This is a genomic window from Corynebacterium sp. LaCa78 (assembly GCF_046717505.1).
In the GTDB taxonomy this organism is placed as follows: domain Bacteria; phylum Actinomycetota; class Actinomycetes; order Mycobacteriales; family Mycobacteriaceae; genus Corynebacterium.
Genome location: NZ_CP177112.1, coordinates 1,654,951 through 1,678,635 on the forward strand (window position 1 = coordinate 1,654,951; position 23,685 = coordinate 1,678,635).

General features: G+C 61.0%; 19 protein-coding genes. 3 read left to right on the forward strand and 16 right to left on the reverse strand.

Annotated features, from left to right (window positions below):
* Positions 1–97 precede the first annotated feature (97 nt).
* The gene (gene istA / locus ACLI1O_RS07965) at positions 98–1,732 is read left to right on the forward strand and encodes an IS21 family transposase (protein WP_239270169.1); all 1,635 of its coding nucleotides are present in this window, start codon (positions 98–100) and stop codon (positions 1,730–1,732) included.
* Positions 1,733–1,734: 2 nt separating this feature from the next.
* On the forward strand, positions 1,735–2,532 hold the full coding sequence (locus ACLI1O_RS07970) for an ATP-binding protein (RefSeq protein ID WP_349837246.1): 798 nt from the start codon (positions 1,735–1,737) through the stop codon (positions 2,530–2,532).
* Between the two features lie 192 nt (positions 2,533–2,724).
* Here the strand turns inward: ACLI1O_RS07970 and ileS are convergent, their stop codons facing one another.
* Positions 2,725–5,889 (reverse strand): isoleucine--tRNA ligase, encoded by a 3,165-nt coding sequence (gene ileS / locus ACLI1O_RS07975; RefSeq protein ID WP_239269922.1) that lies wholly within the window; start codon positions 5,887–5,889, stop codon positions 2,725–2,727.
* Between the two features lie 285 nt (positions 5,890–6,174).
* Here ileS and ACLI1O_RS07980 point away from each other — a divergent pair, with 285 nt between their 5' ends.
* Positions 6,175–7,173 carry an HNH endonuclease signature motif containing protein gene (locus tag ACLI1O_RS07980; RefSeq protein ID WP_239269923.1) on the forward strand — a complete coding sequence of 333 codons (999 nt, stop codon included), beginning with the start codon at positions 6,175–6,177 and terminating at the stop codon, positions 7,171–7,173.
* A gap of 336 nt (positions 7,174–7,509) precedes the next feature.
* Here the strand turns inward: ACLI1O_RS07980 and ACLI1O_RS07985 are convergent, their stop codons facing one another.
* The 15 genes from ACLI1O_RS07985 to ACLI1O_RS08055 all read right to left on the reverse strand — a co-directional run bounded on the left by ACLI1O_RS07985 (position 7,510) and on the right by ACLI1O_RS08055 (position 23,678).
* Positions 7,510–7,716 carry a hypothetical protein gene (locus ACLI1O_RS07985; protein ID WP_005278448.1) on the reverse strand — a complete coding sequence of 69 codons (207 nt, stop codon included), beginning with the start codon at positions 7,714–7,716 and terminating at the stop codon, positions 7,510–7,512.
* 139 nt (positions 7,717–7,855) lie between these two features.
* On the reverse strand, positions 7,856–9,052 hold the full coding sequence (locus ACLI1O_RS07990; protein WP_239269924.1) for a DivIVA domain-containing protein: 1,197 nt from the start codon (positions 9,050–9,052) through the stop codon (positions 7,856–7,858).
* A 208-nt stretch (positions 9,053–9,260) separates the two neighbouring features.
* On the reverse strand, positions 9,261–9,551 hold the full coding sequence (locus tag ACLI1O_RS07995) for a YggT family protein (protein ID WP_005278444.1): 291 nt from the start codon (positions 9,549–9,551) through the stop codon (positions 9,261–9,263).
* 94 nt (positions 9,552–9,645) lie between these two features.
* Positions 9,646–10,119 carry a cell division protein SepF gene (locus tag ACLI1O_RS08000; protein WP_239269925.1) on the reverse strand — a complete coding sequence of 158 codons (474 nt, stop codon included), beginning with the start codon at positions 10,117–10,119 and terminating at the stop codon, positions 9,646–9,648.
* Positions 10,120–10,221: 102 nt separating this feature from the next.
* The gene (locus tag ACLI1O_RS08005) at positions 10,222–10,920 is read right to left on the reverse strand and encodes a YggS family pyridoxal phosphate-dependent enzyme (RefSeq protein WP_239269926.1); all 699 of its coding nucleotides are present in this window, start codon (positions 10,918–10,920) and stop codon (positions 10,222–10,224) included.
* Positions 10,913–11,650 carry a peptidoglycan editing factor PgeF gene (gene pgeF / locus ACLI1O_RS08010; RefSeq protein ID WP_239269927.1) on the reverse strand — a complete coding sequence of 246 codons (738 nt, stop codon included), beginning with the start codon at positions 11,648–11,650 and terminating at the stop codon, positions 10,913–10,915. The genes ACLI1O_RS08005 and pgeF overlap by 8 nt, the downstream gene beginning before the upstream one ends.
* A 24-nt stretch (positions 11,651–11,674) precedes the next feature.
* On the reverse strand, positions 11,675–13,027 hold the full coding sequence (ftsZ, locus tag ACLI1O_RS08015) for a cell division protein FtsZ (protein ID WP_239269928.1): 1,353 nt from the start codon (positions 13,025–13,027) through the stop codon (positions 11,675–11,677).
* Positions 13,028–13,337: 310 nt separating this feature from the next.
* Positions 13,338–14,009, reverse strand: a complete 672-nt coding sequence (locus tag ACLI1O_RS08020) for a cell division protein FtsQ/DivIB (protein ID WP_349819903.1) — start codon at positions 14,007–14,009, stop codon at positions 13,338–13,340.
* Positions 14,009–15,472, reverse strand: a complete 1,464-nt coding sequence (gene murC, locus ACLI1O_RS08025; protein WP_284869840.1) for a UDP-N-acetylmuramate--L-alanine ligase — start codon at positions 15,470–15,472, stop codon at positions 14,009–14,011. The genes ACLI1O_RS08020 and murC overlap by 1 nt, the downstream gene beginning before the upstream one ends.
* Entirely contained in the window at positions 15,473–16,582 is a 1,110-nt protein-coding gene (gene murG / locus ACLI1O_RS08030) for an undecaprenyldiphospho-muramoylpentapeptide beta-N-acetylglucosaminyltransferase (protein WP_239269931.1), read from the reverse strand.
* A gap of 20 nt (positions 16,583–16,602) precedes the next feature.
* On the reverse strand, positions 16,603–18,006 hold the full coding sequence (locus ACLI1O_RS08035) for an FtsW/RodA/SpoVE family cell cycle protein (RefSeq protein ID WP_239269932.1): 1,404 nt from the start codon (positions 18,004–18,006) through the stop codon (positions 16,603–16,605).
* 24 nt (positions 18,007–18,030) lie between these two features.
* Positions 18,031–19,428: a UDP-N-acetylmuramoyl-L-alanine--D-glutamate ligase gene (gene murD, locus ACLI1O_RS08040; protein WP_284849663.1), complete on the reverse strand. Its 1,398-nt coding sequence runs from the start codon at positions 19,426–19,428 to the stop codon at positions 18,031–18,033.
* A gap of 39 nt (positions 19,429–19,467) precedes the next feature.
* Positions 19,468–20,580 carry a phospho-N-acetylmuramoyl-pentapeptide-transferase gene (gene mraY / locus ACLI1O_RS08045; protein WP_239269934.1) on the reverse strand — a complete coding sequence of 371 codons (1,113 nt, stop codon included), beginning with the start codon at positions 20,578–20,580 and terminating at the stop codon, positions 19,468–19,470.
* A gap of 30 nt (positions 20,581–20,610) precedes the next feature.
* On the reverse strand, positions 20,611–22,140 hold the full coding sequence (locus ACLI1O_RS08050) for a UDP-N-acetylmuramoyl-tripeptide--D-alanyl-D-alanine ligase (protein WP_239269935.1): 1,530 nt from the start codon (positions 22,138–22,140) through the stop codon (positions 20,611–20,613).
* 2 nt (positions 22,141–22,142) lie between these two features.
* Positions 22,143–23,678 carry a UDP-N-acetylmuramoyl-L-alanyl-D-glutamate--2,6-diaminopimelate ligase gene (locus ACLI1O_RS08055; RefSeq protein WP_239269936.1) on the reverse strand — a complete coding sequence of 512 codons (1,536 nt, stop codon included), beginning with the start codon at positions 23,676–23,678 and terminating at the stop codon, positions 22,143–22,145.
* Between the last annotated feature and the right edge of the window lie 7 nt (positions 23,679–23,685).

Sequence of the window (23,685 nt, forward strand, 5' to 3'; positions counted from 1 at the left end):
GGTGCGGATATCGGGTACCGGGGGTAGTTTTTAGGCACTCTTTAGTGGACGGCCCACGCAGTGTGTACGCGTGGGTCGCGTTCACGTGGAAGGAGTGATGGTGGTGACGGATTACCGTGCCATCATGTTTGCCTTGGTTGCCGGGAATCGTTCCTGGAACCAGATTCGAGCCGATTTAGGGGTCTCGAAGTCGACGATTGATAAGGCCAGTCGCGTTGTAAGGGACCATCGACTCGATGCTCGTGGGATTGCTGGATTGTCGAATGCCCAGTTAGAGGAGCTATTTCCGGATAACCGGCGTCGCAACGATGCGGAGTTCCTCGCACCGGATTTCAAAAAGGTTGCTGAGCGGATGGTCTCTGGCAAGCGCGTGACGTTGAAAGTCGCGCACGCCAAGTACCTGGAGTTCCCTGTTGGTACTGGTCAGCGTCATTATTCGTATCGACAGTACTGTTCGCTGTTTGAGCATTATGTCGATGTTCATCAGCTGTCAGCGCCACTGAATCACGATCCCGGTGACGAGCTCATGGTGGACTGGTCGGGCGATGGAATGGTCGTTGTGGATCCTGTCTCAGGCCAGCGGGTTACCGCGCACTTGTTTGTAGCTTCATTGCCGCACTCAGGGATGATGCATGTATCGGCGTGGCCGGATCAAAAAATGCGGTCGTGGCTTTTAGCCCACCGTGCGGCTTTGGAGTATTTCGGTGGTTGTCCGCTGCGGTTGATCCCGGATAACGCGCTCACAGCCACGCAACAGATTTCCTGTGGGCTGCGGGGGCGTATCCCGGTTGCGGAGTATTCTACATTTGCCGATTTCTATCAGATAGGTATTACTGCGGCGAAAGGCTACCGGCCGCGGTATAAGGCGAATGTTGAAAAGGCCGTGGATATTGCCCAGCAATGGTGCGTGGAATACCTCGACGACCAGGAGTTCTACAGTTTCGACATGCTCAATAAGGCCCTCGAGGACCAAAGCGATTTCATCAACGATCGCCGTCCCTTCCGCGGGCAGGATATCTCTCGTCGCCAGTTGTTTGAAGACCATGAGCAACAGCTGCTGCGCCCATTGCCCGACCGGCGGTGGTCGTGGTCGCGGTGGAAGAAGTCCAAGGTCGCAATGAACTACCACATCCGGATCGCCAATCACTGGTATTCAGTGCCGTGGAAGCTAGCGGGCAAGTTCGTCGACGTGCAACTTTTTGATGACTATCTGGATGTCTTCTACGACGGTGAGATTGTTGCTTCACATCGTATTGCCCCTGCTAATTATGGCTACTCCACCTTGGATGAGCATGTCCCCGACAACCATAAGGACTTAAACACCCAGTGGAACCGGCAACGCTTGGAAGACTGGGCGAAAAGTATTGGGACCGCGACAGCACAGCTCATCGGCCAGATGTTTAACGCTCGTAAAGTCGAAGCCCAAGCATATTCTAGCGTTCTGGGCGTACTGAACCTATCGAAGGATTACTCCCGAATCGAACTCGAACAAGCCTGTGGTCAGCTGTTATCGCGCAAAGCAGTCCCCAGCGTCAACAAAGTAGCCCAAGAGCTCAAGGATCTAAAACAGGCCGCAGCACAGGCGTATTTGCCCACCGATGTACCACTGTCGACGGCCATCGACACTACGCGTGCGCACCGCCAACAGCCCACGGCGGACACGCCGGACTCTGTGTCGCATGTACGCGGGGCCGGGGCGTTTGCCTTCACTGATAAAGAATGGAAGGTATAGCCATGGCTCTTACCGATGAAGACTTCGAACTGCTCGGTTCTCTTCGCGGGATGCGTGTGTTTGCCACGACGCTGCAGGAGATCGTCAACGATCCCAGTCGTGACTTGGACTCCTTTGAAGACAAGATCAAAGAAGCTCTCGATGCTCAGGTAGCTGCACGTGATTCGAAAGTAATCGAAAAACTCGTCAAAGCCGCCAAGCTACCCAACGCGCTTGCGGCTTTGGAACGCTTTGAAGCACACAGCAACCGAGGGATCACTCCAGACCGTATTGAGCGGTTAGCTACCTGCGACTGGATTACCTACGGCAGAGATCTAACCATCGTGGGAGCTACCGGCACCGGCAAAAGCTTCCTCGCCCAAGGCCTAGCCGTGGCTGCGTGCCGGCATAAACTAACCGCACGCTACTTTAGACTCGCCGACTTAGCCGACGAGTTCGACGCCACAGCCGACGCTGCCTATGAGCGCAAAGCCCTCCTTGAGGAACTGACAAAGCCGGCTGTGTTGGTCATCGACGACTTCCTGGCCACGGACGTATCTGCCTTCGCCTTAGCCCAGGTATTCAACCTCCTGGTCAAGCGGGAGCATTCCTCAACCGTCATCGTCAGCCAGCACGAGCCGGAATACTGGTACAGCGTCTTTAGTGAAAACGCGATCGCCGACGCTGTCCTATCCCGACTTGCAAACAACGGCAGCAAACTCACCCTCATCGGTGAAGACATGCGCACCCGTGACGACTTCCAAGAAGAAAGGGGAACACTTAGCAAACAGCTCAAGCAACGTCAACGGTCCAAACGATAAGCGGGGGTAAAACCGGCTACCGGGCGGCTACCGCCACCCCGGTACCTGGTACCGCCTTACCGGTCCCTAAAACAAGCCCGCGTCAAATTCTTACGCATATTGAACCCACCGATTGATAAGTGCGCAAAGCGGCCCAGTCGAACGCTGTAGATAGCATCCGGCCGGGCCGCTTAACGTTTAGCCTGTGTGCTCTTAGTTCTTGGCTACGGTGGCGGTGACTCCGGTGAGGATATCGTGGGCATCGGCAAGCTGCTCGGTGACTACGGAGAACTCCGTAGCCAGCACCTCGCCAGCGATGGTGTCAGCGTGACGCAGCGCCCACTCCTTCTTTTCTTCGGGCACGGAAAGGACCACGGAGATGCGGTCAGATACGTCGAAGCCGGAGTTCTTGCGGGCATCCTGCAAGCCACGGATGACATCGGCGGCCCAGCCTTCGGCCTCGAGCTCTTCGGTAACCTCGGTATCCAGGACGACGAGGCCATCCAGGCCCTCGATGCGGGCCGTGGAGTCCGGGTTCGCCGCCTGCAAACGCTCGGTGTATTCCTCAGGGCTCAAGACGATGTCCCCGTCAACCACGACCTCATCGCCGCGACGCTCGTAGTTGCCCGCCTTAAGATTCTTGATGGCCCGCTGGACATCCTTGCCCAAGCGCGGGCCGGCAACCTTGGCGTTGCAGACCACCTGGAAGGTACCGACGGAATCGACATCGTCAGTAAGCTCAACCTCTTTGACATTGACCTCGTCGCGGATGATGTCGGCGAAGTCCGCTAGGCTCTGCGAACCCGCGAAGGCCACGGTGAGCTTCGGCAGCGGCAGGCGGTTGCGCAGCTTATTGGCCTTGCGCACCGAGGACGCAGCCGATGCCACCGCGCGGGTAGCGTCCATGGCAGACACCAGGTCCGCATCCGCGGGGTAGTCCTCGGCCTTGGGGAAATCAGCCAGGTGGACGGAGCGCTCACCGGTCAGGCCGCGGTAGATGACCTCGGCGACGTGCGGAAGCAACGGGGCAACCACGCACGTGGTGGTCTCCAACACGGTGTAGAGGGTATTGAAGGCCTCCGGGTTGGCATCCTCGCCGCCCCAGAAGCGATCGCGGGAGCGGCGGACGTACCAGTTGGTCAGCACGTCAGCGAAAAGGCGCACCTCTTCGGTGGCGGTGGCGATATCGGTCCCCGCCAGCGCTGCATCGACGTTGGCCACAAGGTCGTGGGTCTTAGCCAGGATGTAGCGGTCGAGCACGTGCGTGGAGCTCGTATCGAACTTCGCCTCCTGCTCGGCGTAGAGCTGCAGGAAGGTGTACGCATTCCAGATGGGAAGCAGCGCCTGGCGCACGCCCTCGCGGATACCCTGCTCGGTAACGATGAGGTTGCCGCCGCGCAGGATGGGCGAGGACATCAGGAACCAGCGCATGGCATCGGAACCATCGCGGTCAAAGACCTCGTTGACATCCGGGTAGTTGCCCTTGGACTTGGACATCTTAAGCCCGTCATTGCCCAAGACGATGCCGTGGGCCACGACCTTCTTGAATGCCGGGCGATCAAAGAGCGCAGTGGACAGCACGTGCAGCAGGTAGAACCAACCGCGGGTTTGCCCGGAGTACTCCACGATGAAGTCCGCCGGCGAGTGGGTTTCAAACCACTCCTTATTTTCAAACGGGTAGTGCTTTTGCGCAAACGGCATGGAGCCGGATTCGAACCAGCAGTCCAGCACGTCCGGCACGCGGCGCATCGTGGACTTACCGGTGGGATCATCCGGGTTGGGGCGGGTCAGCTCATCGATGTGCGGGCGGTGCAGCGACTCCGGGCGCTTGCCGAAGTCCCTCTCCAGCTCATCCAAAGAGCCGTAGACGTCCATGCGCGGGTACTCGTCATTATCGGACATCCACACTGGGATGGGCGCGCCCCAGTAGCGGGTGCGGGAGATATTCCAGTCGCGGGCGCCTTCCAGCCACTTGCCAAATTGGCCATCGCGGATGTGCTCCGGCAGCCACTCGATCTTGTTGTGGTTAAGCTCCACCATGCGATCGCGGAATTCGGTGACCTTCACAAACCATGCGGGCAGCGCCATGTAGATAAGCGGCTCGCCCGAGCGCCAAGAGTGCGGGTAGGAGTGCTCGATGGTGACGTGGCGCACCACTCGCCCAGCGGCCTTGAGGTCCTTGATGATGGACTTATTCGCATCGAAGACCAGCTGACCCTCGTACGGCGGCACCTGGGAGGTGAACTTACCGTCCTCATCCACTGGGACCACCAACTCGATGTCGTACTCGTTGGTGGTATTCATATCGTCTTCACCAAAGGCGGGCGACTGGTGGACAACACCCGTACCGTCTTCGGTGGTGACGTAGTCCGCCAACAGTACCTGGTAGGCATTGCGCAGGTCTGGGAAAAATCCGAAGATCGGCTCGTACTTAAAGCCCTCAAGCTGCGCGCCGGTGAAGGTGCCCAGCACCTGCGCCTCACCCAGCTCCTTTTCCAGGGTACCCAGCAGGTTTTCAGCCATGATGAACGTGCGGCCAGCGAATTCGCCGTCGGTGGCCTTAAATAGTGCGTAAGAGACCTCCGGGTGAACCGCCAGCGCCTCGTTGGACGGCAGGGTCCAGGGGGTGGTGGTCCAGGCGAGGAAGGAGGCATCGGCAAGCGCGGGGTAATCCGCCAATGTCTTCTCCGCCGCGGTGCCCTCGCGAGCACCTGCGACCGGGAAAGTCACAGTCAAGGTGGGATCCTGGCGCATCTTATAGGAATCATCCAAGCGCGTTTCCTGGTTGGACAAGGAGGTATGCTCCGCCCAAGAGTAAGGCAGAACGCGGAAGCCCTTGTAGATTAGGCCCTTGTCATACAGCTCCTTGAAGGCCCACATGACCGATTCCATGAAGTTGATATCCATGGTCTTGTAGCCATTATCAAAGTCCACCCAGCGCGCCTGGCGGTTAACGTAATCTTCCCACTCATCGGTGTATTCCAGCACCGACTTAGCGCAGTACTCGTTGAACTTGTCCAGGCCCATGTCCTCGATCTGGGCTTTATCGGTGATCCCGAGCTGCTTTTCTGCCTCCAGCTCCGCGGGCAAGCCGTGGGTATCCCAGCCGAAGACGCGGGGGACGTAATTTCCGGCCATCGTGCGGTAACGCGGCACGATATCCTTCACGTATCCGGTCAACAGGTGGCCGTAGTGCGGCAGGCCATTGGCAAAGGGAGGGCCGTCATAAAAGATGTATTCGGGGCAGTCCTTGGTCTTTTCCAAAGAAGCCTGGAACGTATCGTCCTGCTTCCAGTACTTCTGGACTTCTTCTTCCATGTCCGGGAAGCGGCTCGAGCCGCCGGTCATATCGACCTTGGGGTAAATCTTTTTCACCATTGTCTTCCTTCACGCTATAACTTGATGCAGGGACGGGCCAGTGGCTCGCGGTACCACCCTGCTTGAGCTGAAAGCTCCGCTTCATTTCGGTGAAGGAGATAACGGTCCCACCCGTTCAGTTCTACTGAGCCTTATGACCGTTCTTCTGAATTGCTCCCCCGGTGATGGCCGGATCATCGCATGTGCCCGCCAGTATAGCGCCACACGAACGCTGTGCACAAAAGTTATCCACAGGTAGAAATTTTCCTGTTGTACGCGGTTGTGCGTGGCCATAGATTATGAAGCATGACCGCGCTCGAGAATTACTTAGCAGCTATGGCCCCGGGGATGGATATTGTCGCCGGGTGCACTGGCCTGTCTGAGGACGATCTGCGGGCGCATGGCGCGCCGGAGCACACGGCGCGGGAGCTTATCCTGCTCAAAGAGGCTTATTGCGGAAACACCAAATTCACCGGCCGGCGCCGGCGAGCCATGGACGGTGCCCGGCGCAATGGCCATTCCATCGTGGCGTTGTCCATCATCGAAAAGTATGCCCGCAAGATGCCCACGCTTTTCGATGCCTGGCTTCTCCGCGAGCAGCTCTGCACCACCAACGCCGGCACGGCGGATCTAGAAAAACTGGCAAAATCCAAGCTACCTGCGAAAAAGAAGAAGGTTAAGCCTGGGGTGCGCATCATTCGCCGCAAGAACGCGCCGTGGACCCTGGCCATCGATGCGCGTTCCTCGCTTATTGCGGATCTTCATGCCGCGCTAAAAGAGAGCGGCAAGGAGCCGCTCGAGGCAGTGGAACAGACCTTTTTCGGCGGCGGCTCCGCCGTAAAGACCACGGTGATGACCAATGTCCTGGTCAACCTGGATGACTACGTGCGCATCATCAACGGCGATGGCGAGGAAATCCAGCTCCAAATGACCAATGGCGCTACTCTTACCGGCGCCGAGTACCTCGAGCGCGCGCTGAAGGAACGCGGGCTGATTACCCTCATTAGTCCCTATGAGGGAGCGGTGAACCTGTACCGCACGGAGCGCTTCGCCAATGCGAAACAACGCCTGATGGCCGCGGCAGAAAACCCAATCTGCCCGTGGCCGCGGTGCAACAAGCCCGCAGACGAATGTCAGATTCATCATTTGGAGCCGTGGTTGCACGGTGGGTTGACCAACATAGGTAACTTATCCACAGCCTGCGCCTACCACAACGGGGTCAACGACGATGACCCCAATGCCCCGCCACTGCGCGGGCACCTCGTTCGCCGGAATGGGACGATCAGGTGGGAGCCCCCAGATTAGTTAGATCTTTTACGGGGGTTCGTGGCGGGTCCCCGGAGGGGACCGCCGCAGGAACGGGATTCAGGAACCGGACGCGGGTTCCGAGGGATCCGAGGAAACCGCGATCCGGTAAACCGCAGATGGTGCGGATGATTGCGGGCGGTGCGGGCAGTTGGGGTGGTGCGGTTAGTGCGGCTGGCACTGGCGTTGGACCCCACCGGCTAGACGAGGCGCCGCCGTGCGCCTAATTTGGCATGCCGCAATGGCGGGAGCTGATACTTCTGACGGAACATGGCCGAATCTACCCCAGCCTGACCCAGCCGGATCAAGGCTGAGCGATCCTGGACGGCTCTGGGCCTAGTTCTGTTTCCAGCCTTGGGACAGGTCTTCTTCAAGGGCGTTATTATCCGCACGGTACTTGCGCGCCCAGTCGATAATAAACAACACGATGCCGGAGCCCGCTGCGATGAAGACAAGGTACAACGCCCAATCGGCGGTGTTTAAGACATACATCACCAAAGCCACGAAGGCCACAAGGGCAAGGACGAGGGCAGCAACGAGCATGTCAGTTCCTCTCAGAGGGGGTAAAAGTAGCTATGGGAACAATCATAGCGAGGTGGATAAAACCACAATAGCGCCCACTCCCCTAGAGGCGTGGGCGCTACGGGTAACTATTTTGGCTTAGTTACTGCCAACCGGCTACTTAGTTCTTGCCGGCATCGCCGTTTGGTGCGGCGGTTCCGCGGGTCTCGAGCTCTTCCAGCTGGGACTCGAGGAGGGTCTTCAAGCGGGTACGGTACTCGCGCTCGAAGGTGCGCAGCTCGGAGATGCGCGCCTCCAAGGCGGTCTGCTGCTGCTTGACGGTGTTCATGACTTCGGTGTGCTTCTTCTCGGCATCGGCCTGCAGCGATGCGGCCTTCTCCTCCGCCTGGCGAATCTGCGCCTCGGCGCGGGAGGAAGCATCGGACTCGGTCTGCTGAGCCTTCTCCTCTGCCTCAGAAACCAGCTTCTTGGAGCGGGTTTCTGCATCCTGCACCTGAGCGTCGTACTTCTTCTGCGCCTCGGCAAGCTGTGCCTTAGAACGAGAGTCGGCATCAGAAAGCTGCTTTTCTGCGGCCGTGCGGGCCTCGGTCAGCATGGACTCAGACTCGGCGCGAGCCTCAGAGGTCAGGCGATCCGCCATCTCCTGGGCCAAGCCCAGCACACGCGCTGCCTGCATGTGGGTATCAGGGGTAGCCAGGCCGTCTGCACCCTGTGCTGCACCAGCACCTGCGGCGGCCGCTGCGGCGCTGGAGGCGGCCGAGTTGGAGGAACCAGCGGCAGAAGCGGACTTCTTCAGGTTCTCATTCTCGCGCTGGGAAGACTCCAGCTTCTCCTTGGCCTGCTTAGCCTCTGCGCGAGCCTCCTCGGCTTCCTTCTTGGCCTTTGCTGCCTCGTCGCGAGCAGCCTTAAGCTCGGCGGTATTAGCGGCGGCGGTAGCACCCGCTGCGGTGGCATCGGCACCGCTTTCCTTGACCTTTGCGGCCTCGGCCTGGGCGGCCTTTACCTGCTCCTGGGCCTTCTTGGTTTCTTCCTTAGCGCGAGAGACCTCGGACTTGGAATCTGCCAACTTGGTTTCATATTCAGCACGCAGCTTGGCCTCAATCTCCTTGCGCAGAGCTTCTTCATCTGCACCGGAGGTTGCGGCGGCTGCGGCACCAGCCCCTGCTCCGCCGGCCTTGGCGCCTGAGCTAAGATCGCTCACCTGCGCCTGCAGGTCTTCGTTCTCATCCTGCAGTTGGGCAAGGGCGTCCTCAACGAGGTCGAGGAACTGATCTACCTCATCCTCGTTGTAGCCACGCTTGCCAATCGGCGGCTTGCTGAACGCGACGTTGTGTACATCAGCTGGTGACAGTGGCATGACTTGTCTTCCCCTTCGAGTTGATAGAACCCCGGAGGTTCCAGGGCCTTAGGAGCTGCGGTTCCAGTTTATCTAAACCTTCCCCACAAAGTTATATGTGGTTCATGATACGGATTATCGCATTTTATTGTAACCGAAAGTCCACAATAATGGACGTAACGCTGACTCTCAATGTCTACCACAGGTTACGGGGTGATGCGGGGTCGTCCTACAAGAAAATTACCTGCAGGAAAAGCGTCAGGAACGACAGGATGAAAAACAGCACTAAGACGGAAACATCTAGCGCGATTCCACCCATCTGCAGCGGAGGAATGACCCGGCGCAGCGCCTTGACCGGCGGATCCGTGATGGCGAAAAGGGGCTCAGCGATGATCATGAACCAGCGCGGCGGGTTGAATTGCCGCGAGAAAGATTGAATCATCTCAATAATAATCCGGGCGATCAATACCCATGTATAAACCCTCACCAAGAAGATGAGAATAATTCCAATTTCAGTCACGATTACTCAGCCTATCGAATAGTCCCCCGCACGTGCGCATTGCGCACCGTACGGGGGTTAATGGGATGTGCGTCGTTTTACCTAGCCCGCGAACCTAGCGCAGACCGGCGGCGCGCTCTAGTTCAGGCTTGGCAATATCAGCGGACTTAGGCACGACGGCGAATACCTTGCGCTGGGTGTCCATGCCCTTCGACAGGTTGAGCATGCGGCCTTCCAGGCCGAAGCAGAGGCCTGCGGCGAAGTCGATGAAGCGCTTGGCGGTTCCGCGCTCGGCATCGGTAAGCTCAAAGACCACTGCATCGCCATCGCGGAAGGGTTCGCCCACCTTGGCGGCATCGTTGAACGAGGTCAAGGAGATTGCCACGATAGTCGGAACGAACTTCTCCTCGACGGGCGCAGGCGCTGGGGTTGGCTCATAGGCCTGCGGGGCGCGGCGTGGGGCGTAGGCCGCAGAAGTGGCAGCTCCGTTGCCCGCGTAACGCGGCTCGTCGTTGTAGTAGGCGTCGTCTTCTTCGAAATCCATCGGACCAAGCCCGAAGAAATTCTTCGTCCTATCAATGAATGACATTTTGGGTCTCCCTCTGACCTAAATTTGTTCAAGTTCAAGCGCGCAAATGTGAATGATGTGACTCATGTGATTTACGCTGTGAAATGCGCTTTTGCGATATTTTTAACCTACTGGGCGCTTTCCCATGATGCTGGTTCCGACACGCACAATATCGGTGCCCGCAGCAATCGCCGCATCCATATCTGCACTCATCCCGGCTGATAGTTTGAGCTGCCGGCCAAGGCGTTCGGACAGGCGATCCACGTCTGCGCGCACCGTGGAAAATACTTCCCGCGCATCGGCATCGAGAGGAGGAACCACCATGAGCCCGGCGAATTCTAGGTGCTCCGCCGCCTCGACGGACTCGATCACCTCATCCAATTCCTCGCGGATTACTCCCCCGCGCGACGTATCGCCATCGGCAGAAACCTGAATGAATATTGGGAGGTTGTTCTCTCGCTGGCCGCGTTCTTTTGCCAGGCTCACGCCGCGGTCCAGCGCGTTGGCCAGCTTCACCGAATCCACCGAATGCACACTAGTAGCCCACCGCGCGACGTGGTTGGCCTTCTTGGTTTGAATCTGGCCAATCATGTGAAAGCGCAGCTGCTCTAGCTCCTGTGCCTTTGCCCGGGCTTCTTGCTCGCGGTTTTCCGCGACGTCTTCCACCCCGAGCTCAGCCAAAAGGGCGATGTCCTCTGCGGGATGGAACTTGGTCACGACCAGCAATTGCGGTGCCGGGCGCTCATGCTCGGCGGCGATGGCGCTAATGTGTTCCTTTGTTGCGGCGAGGTTATCTGCCAGTTCTTGTTTCCGGTTACTCATGATTAGCCTCCAACCAAATCACACCGGCCTGGCGGCCAGTGGTTCCTTCGCGGCGATAAGAAAAGAAATCCGTGTCCTCAATGGTGCAGCGCGGATCAGAATCGATATTGGTAATGCCCAGGCCCATCAATTGGCGGATAAGCCCAGCGCGCACGTCGATGCCCCACGTCCCTTTCGAGGTCTTGCACTTCGAGCCGGGAAGGCGCCGTTCGACATCGTTGGCCATTTCTTCCGGAACCTCGTAGCTTTTCCCAGATGCGGCCGGGCCCATGACCACCTGGATTCGCTCCGGCTGAGCGCCTAGTTTCTGCATCTCGCGCACGGTATTGACCACGATGCCGTTGCGGGCGCCGAGCCGGCCGGCGTGCACGGCGGCGATGACGCCGGCGGGGACATCGACAAGCAGCACGGGCGTGCAATCGGCGACGAGGACGCCGAGGCCAAGCCGGCGCTGCGTGGTCACCACCGCATCCGTGGCTGGAACCGGGGTATCGCGCGGGCCGTCGATGACGGTGACCGTATTGGTGTGGAGCTGTTCCATCCACACGATATTCTCGAGCCCGGTCACGCGCAGGAGGCGCTCGCGGTTGGCCGCGACGTTGGCTGGTTCGTCGCCGACGTGCCCGCCAAGATTGAAAGACTCATATGGATATGCAGACGCCCCGCCTGCACGGCTGGTAAAAACCATGCGGACGGGGCGGCTGGTGCGATGTTCCTCGTTTACTGGCATGCACACCAGCGTAGCGGTTTGCGCTTAGCGCATGAAGGACGGCACATCGAGATCATCATCGCCATCATCATCGCGGCGCTGACTTGGCCGAGACAGGCGGTAGTCTTCGCGACGCTCCTCGCGGAAGCGATCGGAGTTGGTGAACAGGCCGCCAGACTCGCTGCGGCGCTCCTCGGGGCGGCGTTCTTCCACGCGGCGGTCGTCGTAGCGGCGATCGTCCACGCGGCGCTCATCAGCGCGGCGTTCTTCTACGCCACGGTCCTGGCCGGCGCGCGGCTCATAGGAGTGGCGCGGTGCGTAGTCATCGGCGGCGGGTTGGGTAGGTGCCGGGGTGGCGGAGTTGCCGGACTCGCGGTCGCGGTTATCAAAGAGCGAGCCGGGCTTGCGCTGCTCGGGAGCACGCTGTGAAGATGCTGCCTGGGCGGCATTGGCCTCGGCATCGAAACCGGTGGCGATGATGGTGATGCGGATTTCATCGCCCAAGGTGTCATCGATGATGGTGCCGAAGATGAGGTTGACGTCTTCGTCGGCACGCTCTTCGACCATGGAGGCCGCGGAGTTAACCTCGTGCAGGCCCAGGTCAGAGCCGCCGGCGATGGACAGCAGCACGCCCTTGGCGCCTTCCATCGTGGATTCCAATAGCGGCGAATTGATGGCCTGCTCGGCGGCAGTCATGGCGCGGTTATCGCCCCGTGCGGAGCCGATGCCCATCAGGGCGGAGCCGGCATCAGACATGACGGAGCGAACGTCAGCAAAGTCGACGTTGATCATGCCCGGGATGGTGATCAGGTTGGTAATACCCTGGACACCATTGTGCAGAACCTCATCGGCCGCGCGGAAGGCTTCCACGATGGAAAGCTCTTCCCCACCGAGCTGCATCAGGCGGTCATTTGGAATAACGATGAGGGTATCGCAAACCTCGCGCAGCTCCTCGATGCCGGCCATGGCCTGGCGGGTACGGCGCGCGCCCTCGAACTTGAAGGGGCGGGTGACAACGCCCACGGTCAGCGCGCCCATCTTCTTCGCGATGGAAGCGACTACGGGTGCAGCGCCCGTACCGGTGCCGCCGCCCTCGCCGGCGGTAACGAAGACCATATCGGAGCCCTGCAAGGCGTCCTCGATTTCGGACTTGTGGTCTTCCGCGGAGGTCTTGCCCACCTCAGGGTTAGCGCCTGCGCCCAATCCGCGGGTGGCCTCGCGGCCGATGTCGAGCTTGGTATCGGCATCGGAGAAAATCAGCGCCTGGGAGTCGGTGTTTATGGCGACGAATTGGACGCCCTTTAAGCCTTCTTCGATCATGCGGTTCACGGCGTTGACGCCGCCACCGCCGACGCCGACGACCTTGATATCCGCGAGATTGTTGTTGGAAGAGATCATGTGAGCAGGTCTCACCTTTCGCTACTTTAAGTCTGCACGTGCATTAAACGAGGATTGTATGCGCTTCACGAGCGTGAATCGCGTTCCCCTCCATCTTTAACGACACACCTGTAATTTTCATGCTCATTTTACGCGTGTCGGGACTCTCAAGTACCACTTTAGGGTTGTTGGCCTGCGGTTTTGTCCGCCACTTCCACACCATTGACACCACCTAAAAGAGAAAATAAAAGACCCTGCAGCGCATACGCTTCGGGCGCGGCGCGGCAGGGGATTTTTCGGGTCTATCGAGGCCTCCGCCTAGGTATCTACCCTATCCGCGGGTAGTGACCAGTTCGGGGTTAGAGATATTCCATTCTCGGCCCTCCATCTTCAGCACGGTGGCGAAGGCGCGGGCCTTATCGTCGTTATTTTTATCGCTCGCACCCCAGAAAATGCGGCGATCATCCTTCATGGTGAACTGCAGTGAGTAGGAATCGGTGACTTCGAGGGTGGCGACTTGGTGGCGCACGTCATCGGAAAGCGCGGCGATGGCAGCTACCGCGTCTTGGGCCTCGGTGGAGCCACTGTCGATGTCCCCGGTAAGTTCCACCGCACCTTCGGGCGGCTCGGCGGAGGTAAATTCCTCGCCCTTGTCATCGATGAGGTAGGTGGTGTCATCTCGCTTCACGAAGGCGACGGGTTTATGTTCCTGCACAGAGATGGTCAAGGTCGATGGCAGGTCGCGCGAAACCGTCACCGAATCCGCCCAGTCCAGGCTGGCAACGCCACTGGCGGCCTCGTGTGCATCCACCCGCAAGAGGTTTTCGCCCTCGGGCACGCCCGCGGCCTCCTGGACCTGGGCGGAATCGAGCTGGTGCACGCCCTCGACCTCAAAGTTTTTCACCTTGAAAATGGGCAACGCCCATACCGCGGCGCCCACCACCAGCACGAGGGCGAGCAGGCCGCCAACGATGCCGAAAATGAGCTTCTTCGACACCCGCACTAGTGGGCCCGCAATTCATCGAGGATTTCCGCGGCAACAAGGGTGATGGAACCGGCGCCGATGGTCAAGATGATATCGCCCGGCTGTGCAATGGAGACCACGTCCTTGGCCGCGGCGGAAAAGTCTGGTTCAAAGATAACCTCCATCTCCTCCGGCATCTTATTGGTGATAATGCGGGAGGTAATGCCTTCCACGGGTTGCTCGCGGGCACCGTAGATGTCGAGTACAACGGCGGCATCGGCAAGCGCAAGCGCCTGCGCGAACTCGGCGTCGAATTCCATGGTGCGCGAGTACAGGTGCGGCTGGAAACAGGCGATAACACGCCCGCCATTGCCTTCGGCAGCAACCTTGGCGCGCGCGGCCCGCAGCACCGCGGCGACCTCGGTGGGATGGTGGGCATAATCGTCGAAGACACGGACGCTGCCGCCCTGCCAGTCCACGCTGCCCCGGTACTCAAAGCGGCGGCGCACGCCGCTGAAATCCGCAAGGCCCTCCGCGATGGTGCTGGGATCGCCGCCCGATAGCACGCCGGCGATTAGCGCCGCCATGGAGTTGAGCACCATGTGGTGGCCGGGAATCTGCAGCTGGTAGCTCACGGATTCCTCCACGCCGGGCAGGGACAGCTGCACGGTACACGCCATGCCAGCGGCGGTGGTCTCCTCCGCGGTCAGCGTCGCGGCGAGCGGAACGGAGGTGGTGCGGGCCTTCTCTGCGCCGCCATAGCCGATGACGTTGATGCCGCGGCTGAGCGCCTGCTCACCGATCTCAGCCGCGTGCTCGTCCTCCGCGCACACAACGAGGTAGCCGGTATCCGGGGTGACCAGGTCCGCGAAGTCCGCAAAGACCTTGAAGTAGGCGTCCGCGGAGTGGAAATAGTCAAGGTGGTCCGGCTCCGCGTTGGTGATGACGGCGATATCGGGGCTATAGCGCAAGAGCGAGGCATCGGACTCATCGGCCTCGGCAACGAAGGCCTCACCGGTGCCGCCATGCGCGTTGGTGCCGGCGCGGTTGAGTTGGCCGCCGATGGCAAAGGAGGGATCCAGGCCTGCGTGCTGCATGGCGCTCACGGCCATCGAGGTTGTCGAGGTCTTGCCGTGCGTGCCCGCCAGCAGCACCTGGGTGTGGCCCTCCATCAGCGCGGCGAGCAGATCCGAGCGGCGAATGAGCGGAATATTATTCTCCCGCGCGGCGACGAGCTCCGGGTTATCTTGCGGAATCGCCGCGAAGGAGGTGACGACGGTGGTGGGCAGCTCGCCGGAAAGCTTGAGGTTGTCCGCAGCGTGGCCGATGGCCACCTTGGCACCCATCGAGCGCAAAACCTCCACCGGGGTGGAGTCCTTCACATCGGAGCCGGTAACGACGGCGCCGCGTGCGGCGAGGATGCGGGCAAGACCCGACATCCCGGAACCACCGATGCCAATGAGGTGGACGCGGCTGAGATCGTACTGTGCGGGATCGGTCATTTACTTATCCTTCTTTCCGGCCTGCAATTCTGCGTCCTGCACGCGGGTGGCGATGCGGTCAGCGATGATATTCGCCGCATCCCCCGCCTTAGACTGGGCGGCGGCCTGCGTCATGGATTTCAGGCGCTCTGGATCATCAAGAATGGCGCGGACCTCTTCGATGAGGCGATCGGAGCCCAATTCGGCATCGGGAATCTGCACCGCAGCACCGGCTTCTACCAATTCGCGCGAGTTCAGCGCTTGCTCGCCATTGCCGTGTGGCAACGGGACGTAGATGGCGGGAAGGCCCGCGGCGGAAACCTCTGCCACCGTCATCGCGCCCGAACGGCACACCACGAGGTCCGCCGCGGCGAGCGCACCGGCCATGTCGTCGATATACGGCAGAGCGGCGTAGTTGGGATACGGCTTGGGCGAATCGTTTTTCTTGCCATAGGCGTGCAAGAGCTGGAAGTCCTTAGTGAGGTCCTCCGCTGCGCCCGCTACGGCGCCGTTGATGCTGGCCGCTCCTTGGGAGCCGCCGGTAATGAGGATGGTGGGCAGCTGCGCTAAATCCCACTTCGTGCGGGCATCCGCAGCGGTATTCCCGTCCTTATCCCCGGCAGCCGCGGCCAGGCTGGGGCGCACTGGGATGCCGATGACCTCGCCCTCCATGCCGGAATTGGCGTGGGCATTAAGGCCGATGCCGCCGAGCTTCACGCCCAGCTTATTGGCCATACCTGCCAAGGCATTGGTCTCGAGGACGTAAAACGGAATACCTAAGGTCTTCGCCGCTATATAGGCGGGCCCAGAGACGTATCCGCCGGTGCCGAAGACGACATCGGCCTCCACGTCCTTTAAGACCTTCCGCGCCTGGCGGACGGACCGCGCAAGCTTGACGGGTAACTTGGCCAGGTTGGTGCTCACCTTGCGGGGAATCGGCACGGGCGTAATTAGGCGCAGGTCCACGCCGCGGGCGGGAATAATATCGCTTTCCAGCCCCTTTTCGGTCCCTAATGCGGTAATCCTGGCGCCGTAGCGCTCGCGTAAAGCTTCACCGACGGCAAGGGCGGGCTCAATATGTCCTGCAGTGCCGCCACCTGCAAGGACGACGGAAAATGGCGTGGAATTCATAGCCTAAAGGCTACCAGCGCCTACCGCCTCGGGCGGTGCTCGGCGCGCGGATACCTCCGCCCACTTCCGGTCACCGGCCGGCCGTAGCGCTCGTCGCGCACCCGCGGACGGGTCTCCTGCGGCTGGGCGTGCCGGCCCCGCTTTTTCTGCTTCCTCGCCGTCAGCGGTTGCGGCTCGCCAATGAAAAAGAGGCGATCAAATAGCGGGCGCCCAAAGTTCTGCATGGCAGAAATCTGCATCGGCTCGTGGCGGGCCACGTTGCACAAAATGCCCATCGAGCCAATCGTAATAATCGCGGCCGTACCACCCGCGGAAATCATCGGCAGCTGAATACCGGTCACCGGCAGCAAGCCGACGACATAGGCGATATTGATAAACGCCTGGGTCACCACGCCAATGGTCAGCGTCGCGGCCAGCAGGGATTGGTACTGGTTCTGCGCGCGGGTTGCGGTGCGCAGCCCCACATAGCCCAAGGCTGCAAACAGGAAAATCACCAGCGCGCCGCCCCACAGGCCGAGCTCCTCACCCACGATGGCGAAGATGAAGTCATTCTTGGCTTCTGGCAGGTAGAACCACTTGGCACGCGATTGGCCGAGGCCAACGCCCCAGAAGCCGCCATCGGCAAGCGAGAGAAAGCCCTGGTAAGACTGGAAACCCGTGCCCTGGGTATCGGAGATATTGCCAAAGAGGGCATCGAAATAGGTGTGGAAACGGTGGGAGCGGAAGCCGCCGATGAGGAAGACAGCGACCAGGCCCAGCGCACAGAGGATGCCGATGATGATGGGCACGCGCCTGTTAACGCCGGCGAAAAAGAGCGTGAAGACCACAACGAGGGCAAAGGACAGGGCCATGCCCAAGTCACCCTGCCCCACGATGAGCAGGAACATGAGGCCCGCGATGAGCGAGTACATCATGAACGGGTCCGAGAGCTTGAGGGAATGGTGTTCCTTATCCGCGAGCACCGAGGCACCGAACATGCCCACCGTGATGCGTGCTAGCTCGGAAGGCTGCAGGGAAATCGGGCCAATGTAGATCCACGACTGGGAGCCCACCTCCTCGCGGCCGGTACCGATGCCGGGGATGAGCACCGCGATCAACAGCAAAATGGAAAGGGCCAATAGCCACGGGATGAATTTGCGCAGCGTGTGCGGGGAAACTTTGAGGCCGAGCCAGAATGCACCCAAGCCGATAATAACCATCGCGGTTTGCCGCAGCGCCTGATTCCACACGCCACCATCTTCTGTCAGCGACGTAGCCATGGACGAGGAAAAGACCATGACCACGCCAATACCAATGAGCGAGAAGATAATCAGGCGCAGCAGCTGATAATCTAGCCCGGCTTGCTGGCGGGCTTGTTCGCGCACATCACGAATGCGCTCGCGCATGCTCTTTGCGCGGGGGCGCTGCGGGGAGGTGGCCGTCATGAAGTCTCCTAGATTGAAAAAGGTCTAATGCGCGCGGGCGATATCCCGCGCCGCCGCGGCAAAAAGGTCGCCGCGTTGGGCCATTCCGGTGTACATATCCAACGATGCCGCAGCCGGTGCCAAGAGGACGGTATCGCCCGCTTCGGCGTGTTGCACGGCGGTGCGCACTGCAGCGTCCATCGCCACCTGTGGGTCGGTATCCTCGATGAGCTCAACCGGGGTTTGCGGGGCGCGGCGGGCCAAGGCTTCGGCGATGATGCTCTTGTCGATGCCCACCAGCACCGCCGCCTTCAACCGCGCGGCGTGGGTGGCGATGAGCTCATCCACGTCCGCTCCCTTGAGCTGGCCGCCGGCGACCCAGACCACCGAATCGAAGCCTTCTAGAGCGGCATCGGCCGCGTGCGGGTTGGTGGCCTTGGAGTTATCGATATAGGAAATCCCGCCGTGCTCGTGCACCACGGCGCCGCGGTGACCGGCCACCGCGTAGGCGGCTAGGCCTTCCTGTATGGCGGCGGGGCTGGCACCTGCCAAGCGGGCCACGCTCGCGGCCGCCGCCGCGTCGAGGACTCCCGCAAGGCCCGCCGGCTCGATGCCCTCGGCGGGGGCGAGATCTATGGCGTCCTCCCCGTCCAGCCTGGAGACCAAGCGCCCGGCGCTCACCCCTACCTCACCAGTGGCCGGCTCGCCGGCGGTAAAGCCATACACGCCGTCGATTCCCTCAGCGTAGCAGCCCGCCGCGGCATCGTCCTTGCCCACCACGGCGCGCGTGCCGTGCAGGGCCTTGGCCTTGGCGCGGGCATAAGCGTCAAAGGAACCGTGCCAATCCAGGTGGTCTTCGGCCACGTTGAGCAGCACGCCTACATCGGGGCGAAGCTCGCTGGACCAGTGCAATTGGAAGGACGAGAGTTCGGCGCACAGGACGTCGACCCGCGGGGAGGCGGTCAGGGCATCAAATAGCGAGACGCCAATATTGCCCACGGCTTGCGCGCGCAGACCGCTGCGAGCGGTATCGGCCTGCATGATTTTGGTCAGCATTCCCGTGGTGGTGGTCTTACCGTTCGTGCCGGTGACAACCAGCCAAGTCCGCTGCGGGCCGAAGACCTCGGCGCGGTCGAGGCGATAGGCCAGCTCGACATCGCCGATGACCTCCACGCCGGCGGCCTGGAAGGAATCTAAGAGGGCGGAATTGGGCCGCCACCCCGGCGAGGTCACCACCAGGTCATACTCGCCCGGTGCTGGGTCGTCTGTCGAAACCGTCGCCACGCCGAACTCTTCCGCCAGGGCCGCTAGGGCCGCGGCGTTGGAATCGGCGACGGTGGTATCCACGCCGAGGCGCGCGAGCATCGCCACGCACCCGCGGCCAGAGACGCCGGCTCCTGCGACGAGGACGCGCCCGCGCAGAAAAGGTGGTAGCTCAGCCATGATGAGTGCCTCAATCCTTAAGTATCTAGTGCCAAAACTTTATTGCAGGTTTCCAAAGCTGGCTGCAGAGAGCCAATCGCCGTAGAAGATGCAGATGCCCGCCATCGCGGCCATCGCGCTTAATAGCCAGAAACGCGTGACAACCGCGGTTTCGGCCCAGCCGCCGTTTTCAAAGTGGTGGTGGATGGGCGCCATGCGGAAAAAGCGCTTGCCCGTCGTGCGGAAGACCACGATCTGGATGACCACGGAGACCGTTTCAATGACGAAGATGGCGCCGATGACGATCATCAGCAGCTCGGTGCGGGTGGTCACAGAAAGGCCGGCGACGAGGCCGCCAAGCGCGAGCGATCCGGTATCGCCCATGAAGATCTTCGCCGGTGCGGCATTCCACCACAGGAAGCCGAGGCAGCCGCCCAGGCCCGCGGCTGCGAGCACTGCGAGATCCAAGGGATCGCGGACCTCGTAGCAGCCGGCGGCCGGGGAAATCGAGCACGAGTTGCGGAACTGCCAGAAGCTAATGAGCGTATAGGCACCCATCACCATGGCGGTGGTACCGGCGGCGAGGCCGTCCAGCCCATCGGTCAGGTTGACCGCATTCGACCACGCGGCGATGAGCAGGTATAAAAAGACCAAGAAAATGATCGTGCCAATCACGGCGCCGCCAACGGCGATATCGAACGTATCGAAATCGCGGACGAAGGACAGGTTGGTCGAGGCAGGGGTTAGCCCATTGGCATCCGGGAATTGTAGGGCGAGGATGCCGAAGATGAGCGCGATGGCCAGCTGGCCTACCAGCTTGGCTGTTTTATTAAGGCCGAGGTTGCGCTTTTTGAACAGCTTGATGAAGTCATCGGCAAAACCCAGGCCGCCGAGTCCCATGGTCAAGAAGTAGACCAATAACCCCGAGGGGCTAAATCCACCGTTGCCGGTTGCGCGGGCATAGATGCCCACGATGAGGTAGGCCACCGTGATGGCCAGCAAGATCGCCAGACCGCCCATCGTCGGGGTGCCCCGCTTGCGCAGGTGAAGCTGCGGGCCGTCTTCGCGGATTTCTTGGCCTTTTCCGACGCCAGAAAAATACCGAACCAAAACTGGGGTGGTAAAAATCGCGACGAGGAAACTAACGACGCCCGCGATAATGATCTGAGTCATTGCTAGAGATCTTTCTCCTTGAGATAGGGACTAACGGCGATTGAGCTGTTCTGCCACGCGCCACAAGCGCTGGGCATTCGAGGATTTCACGAGGACGACGTCCTTGGCCGCGCGCGTGGACCAGTCCTCCACCCCGGCAGGGGCTACCCGCAGGATATTTTCTACGGCCGTCGTCGCGGCCTCAATATCGGGGCAAAGTTCGGTCTGGATGCCGTGCGCGTGCGCGGCCTCCACCATGGCTACGGTATGCGCGCCTTCTCCTACCGCAACGAGGTGATCCACGTGGTATTTCGAGAGCACCGATCCTAGGATGCGGTGAGCTTCGACGGCTTCGCCGCCAAGCTCGCCCATCTCCCCCAGCACCGCGATGGAGCGGGCATCCGGGCGGGCCGCGGAGGTATAGGCCAAGGCGGCAATCGCCGCGTGCATCGAATCCGGGTTGGCATTATAGGAGTCATCGATGACGGTGACGCCATCGCGGCGGGTGCGCACGTCCATGCGGTGCGCCGAGCTCGTCTGGTGTCCGCTGAGCGCCCGCGCGGCAACGGCGGGTTCCACGCCCGATTCGATGGCCGCTGCGGCCGCGGCCAGGGCATTAGAGACCTGGTGCTTGCCAAAGACCTGTAGCTTAATGCTCATCGGCTCGACGCCGGGGGCGTGGAAGGTAAAGGACGGGCGGGCGACATCGTCAAGCTCAATATCGGTGGCATAGTACTGCGCATCCGCGGCCTGCGGGCGGTTGGCGGAATAATAGACCACCTTGGCCTGCGTGCGCGGTGCCATCGAGGCGACGAAGGGATCGTCCGCATTCAGGACCGCTACCCCGCCGTCTGCCGCGGCGGGCAGGGACTCGATAAGCTCGCCCTTGGCCTGGGCGATATTCTCCCGCGAGCCAAACTCGCCTAGGTGGGCGGTGCCCACGTTGAGCACCACGCCCACCGTCGGGGCCGTGATCTCGGTCAGGTGGCGAATATGGCCGATGCCGCGCGCGGACATTTCCGCCACGAGGAAGCGGGTGTGCTCATCGCAGCGCAGGGCGGTATAGGGAAGGCCTACCTCGTTATTGAAGGAGCCGGGCGGGGCGACGGTTTCGCCCTCGGCGCGGAAAATGGTAGCCAGCAAATCCTTGGTAGAAGTCTTGCCCGCAGAGCCAGTAACGCCGACGATATCCAAGCCCTGTTCCGCGGCGAGGCGGGAGGTCACCTCGCGCGCGAGATCGGATAATGCCCCGATCACAGCGGCGGCGGAGCCATCCTCATCGTTGGCATAAATATCGGCATTGGCGGCGTTACCGGTCACGCGGCCTTGGGGCTTGACGATGATCGCCGGTACCCCCACCGGCCGAGCGGCCAGCACGGCCACGGCGCCTTGCTCTATGGCTTTTTCTGCAAAATCATGGCCATCGACGCGGGCACCGGGCAGGGCTACGAACAAGCTGCCGGTGGTGACCTTGCGCGAATCAAACTCCACGAAGCCGGTCACGCGTTCATCGGGATCATCAACGCCATCCAGGCTACCGCCGGTTATCGCGGCGATATCTCCAATAGAAAGTGGAATCATTACTACTCCTTCGTATCCCTAAGAGTATCGCGATGCGCCGTTCCTGCCAGCTTTTCCTCAATGGCGCGCGCCATTTCCTCTCGGTCATCAAAGTGCAGCGTGCGCTCGCCGACGAGCTGGCCTACCTCATGGCCCTTGCCGACGACGATGATGGCATCGCCCGGCTCCGCCCAATCCACCACTTCATCGATGGCGTGTGCGCGCGAGCCCTGCTCCCGAATATCGGCGTCCGGTGCGGCCTGGCGAGCGCCCTCAATGACCGCTGCGCGAATCGCGGCTGGGTCCTCGGTGCGCGGATTATCATCGGTCACCACCGTGAGATCCGCCCGGGTGGCCGCAGCCTCTCCCATAATCGGGCGCTTGGTGCTATCGCGGTCACCGCCGGCGCCCACGACGACGCCGACGCGACCGGTAGTGCCCTCCAATTGCAGGCGCAGGGTATCGAGCACCGCCGCGATGGCCGCGGGCTTGTGGGCATAATCCACCACGGCCACGAAGTCCTGACCGCGGTCGATCCTTTCCATGCGCCCCGGAACGGCGACGTTTTCCACGCCGGTCAAAAAGACCTGCGGGTCTTCGCCCACCGCAGTAGCCATCCCTAGGGCGAGCGCAGCATTGGCGATATTGAATTCGCCGGGCAGCGGTAGCCGGAAGGAATAGTCGGTGCCGTCTAGGTTGAGGTCAACCTCCTGTGCACCGGTCGCCTCGGTAGCCGTCTGCCGGGCGGAGATCGTGGCATCGCCTGTACGCGTTGCCACCGTCGTAACCGGAGAACCGGCGTCTTCTATCTTTCCGCGGAGGCGCTCGCCCCACTCATCATCAACACAGATGACCGCGCGCTGGGCGGCCTGCTCCCCTAGGAATAGCCGGGACTTGGCCGAAAAGTACTCCTCCATCGTGGGATGGAAATCCAAGTGGTCTTGGCTGAGGTTGCTGAACCCGGCCACAGCAAAGTTGGTTCCGCGCACGCGGCCGAGCTCCAAAGCATGGGAGGAGACCTCCATGACCACGTGAGTCACGCCCTCGTCCTTCATGCGGGCGAAAAGTTCTTGCAGCCGTGGGGCTTCCGGCGTGGTCAAAGAGGTGGGCACCGGCGTGCGATTGATGCGGGTGCCGGTGGTTCCGATAAGGCCGACGGAGTGCCCGGCCTGCAAGAGGCCAGCCTCCAGCAAGTAACTAGTCGTGGTCTTGCCGGAGGTGCCGGTAATACCCAAGACCGTGAGATCGCGGGTGGGGTGTCCGTAGATTTCTGCTGCAATCGGACCTAGGACTGCGCGGATATCTTCTACCACGATGATCGGCCGGGTTTCGTTAGCCTGGCGAAGGTGATCGAGCCCGGGGGCATCGGTAAGCACCGCGCCCGCCTTGGTATCGCCGACGAACTGGGCGCCGTGCACGCGCGTGCCCGGAAGGGCGGCAAATAATGCGCCTTCGGGAAGGCTCGCGGAATCCAAGCCGCACGCGCTGACCTCAACGGTGCCATCACCGATGACGCGTCCGTGCGAAAGCTGCGCAAGTTTTTCTAAGGAAACAGACATTTCAAGC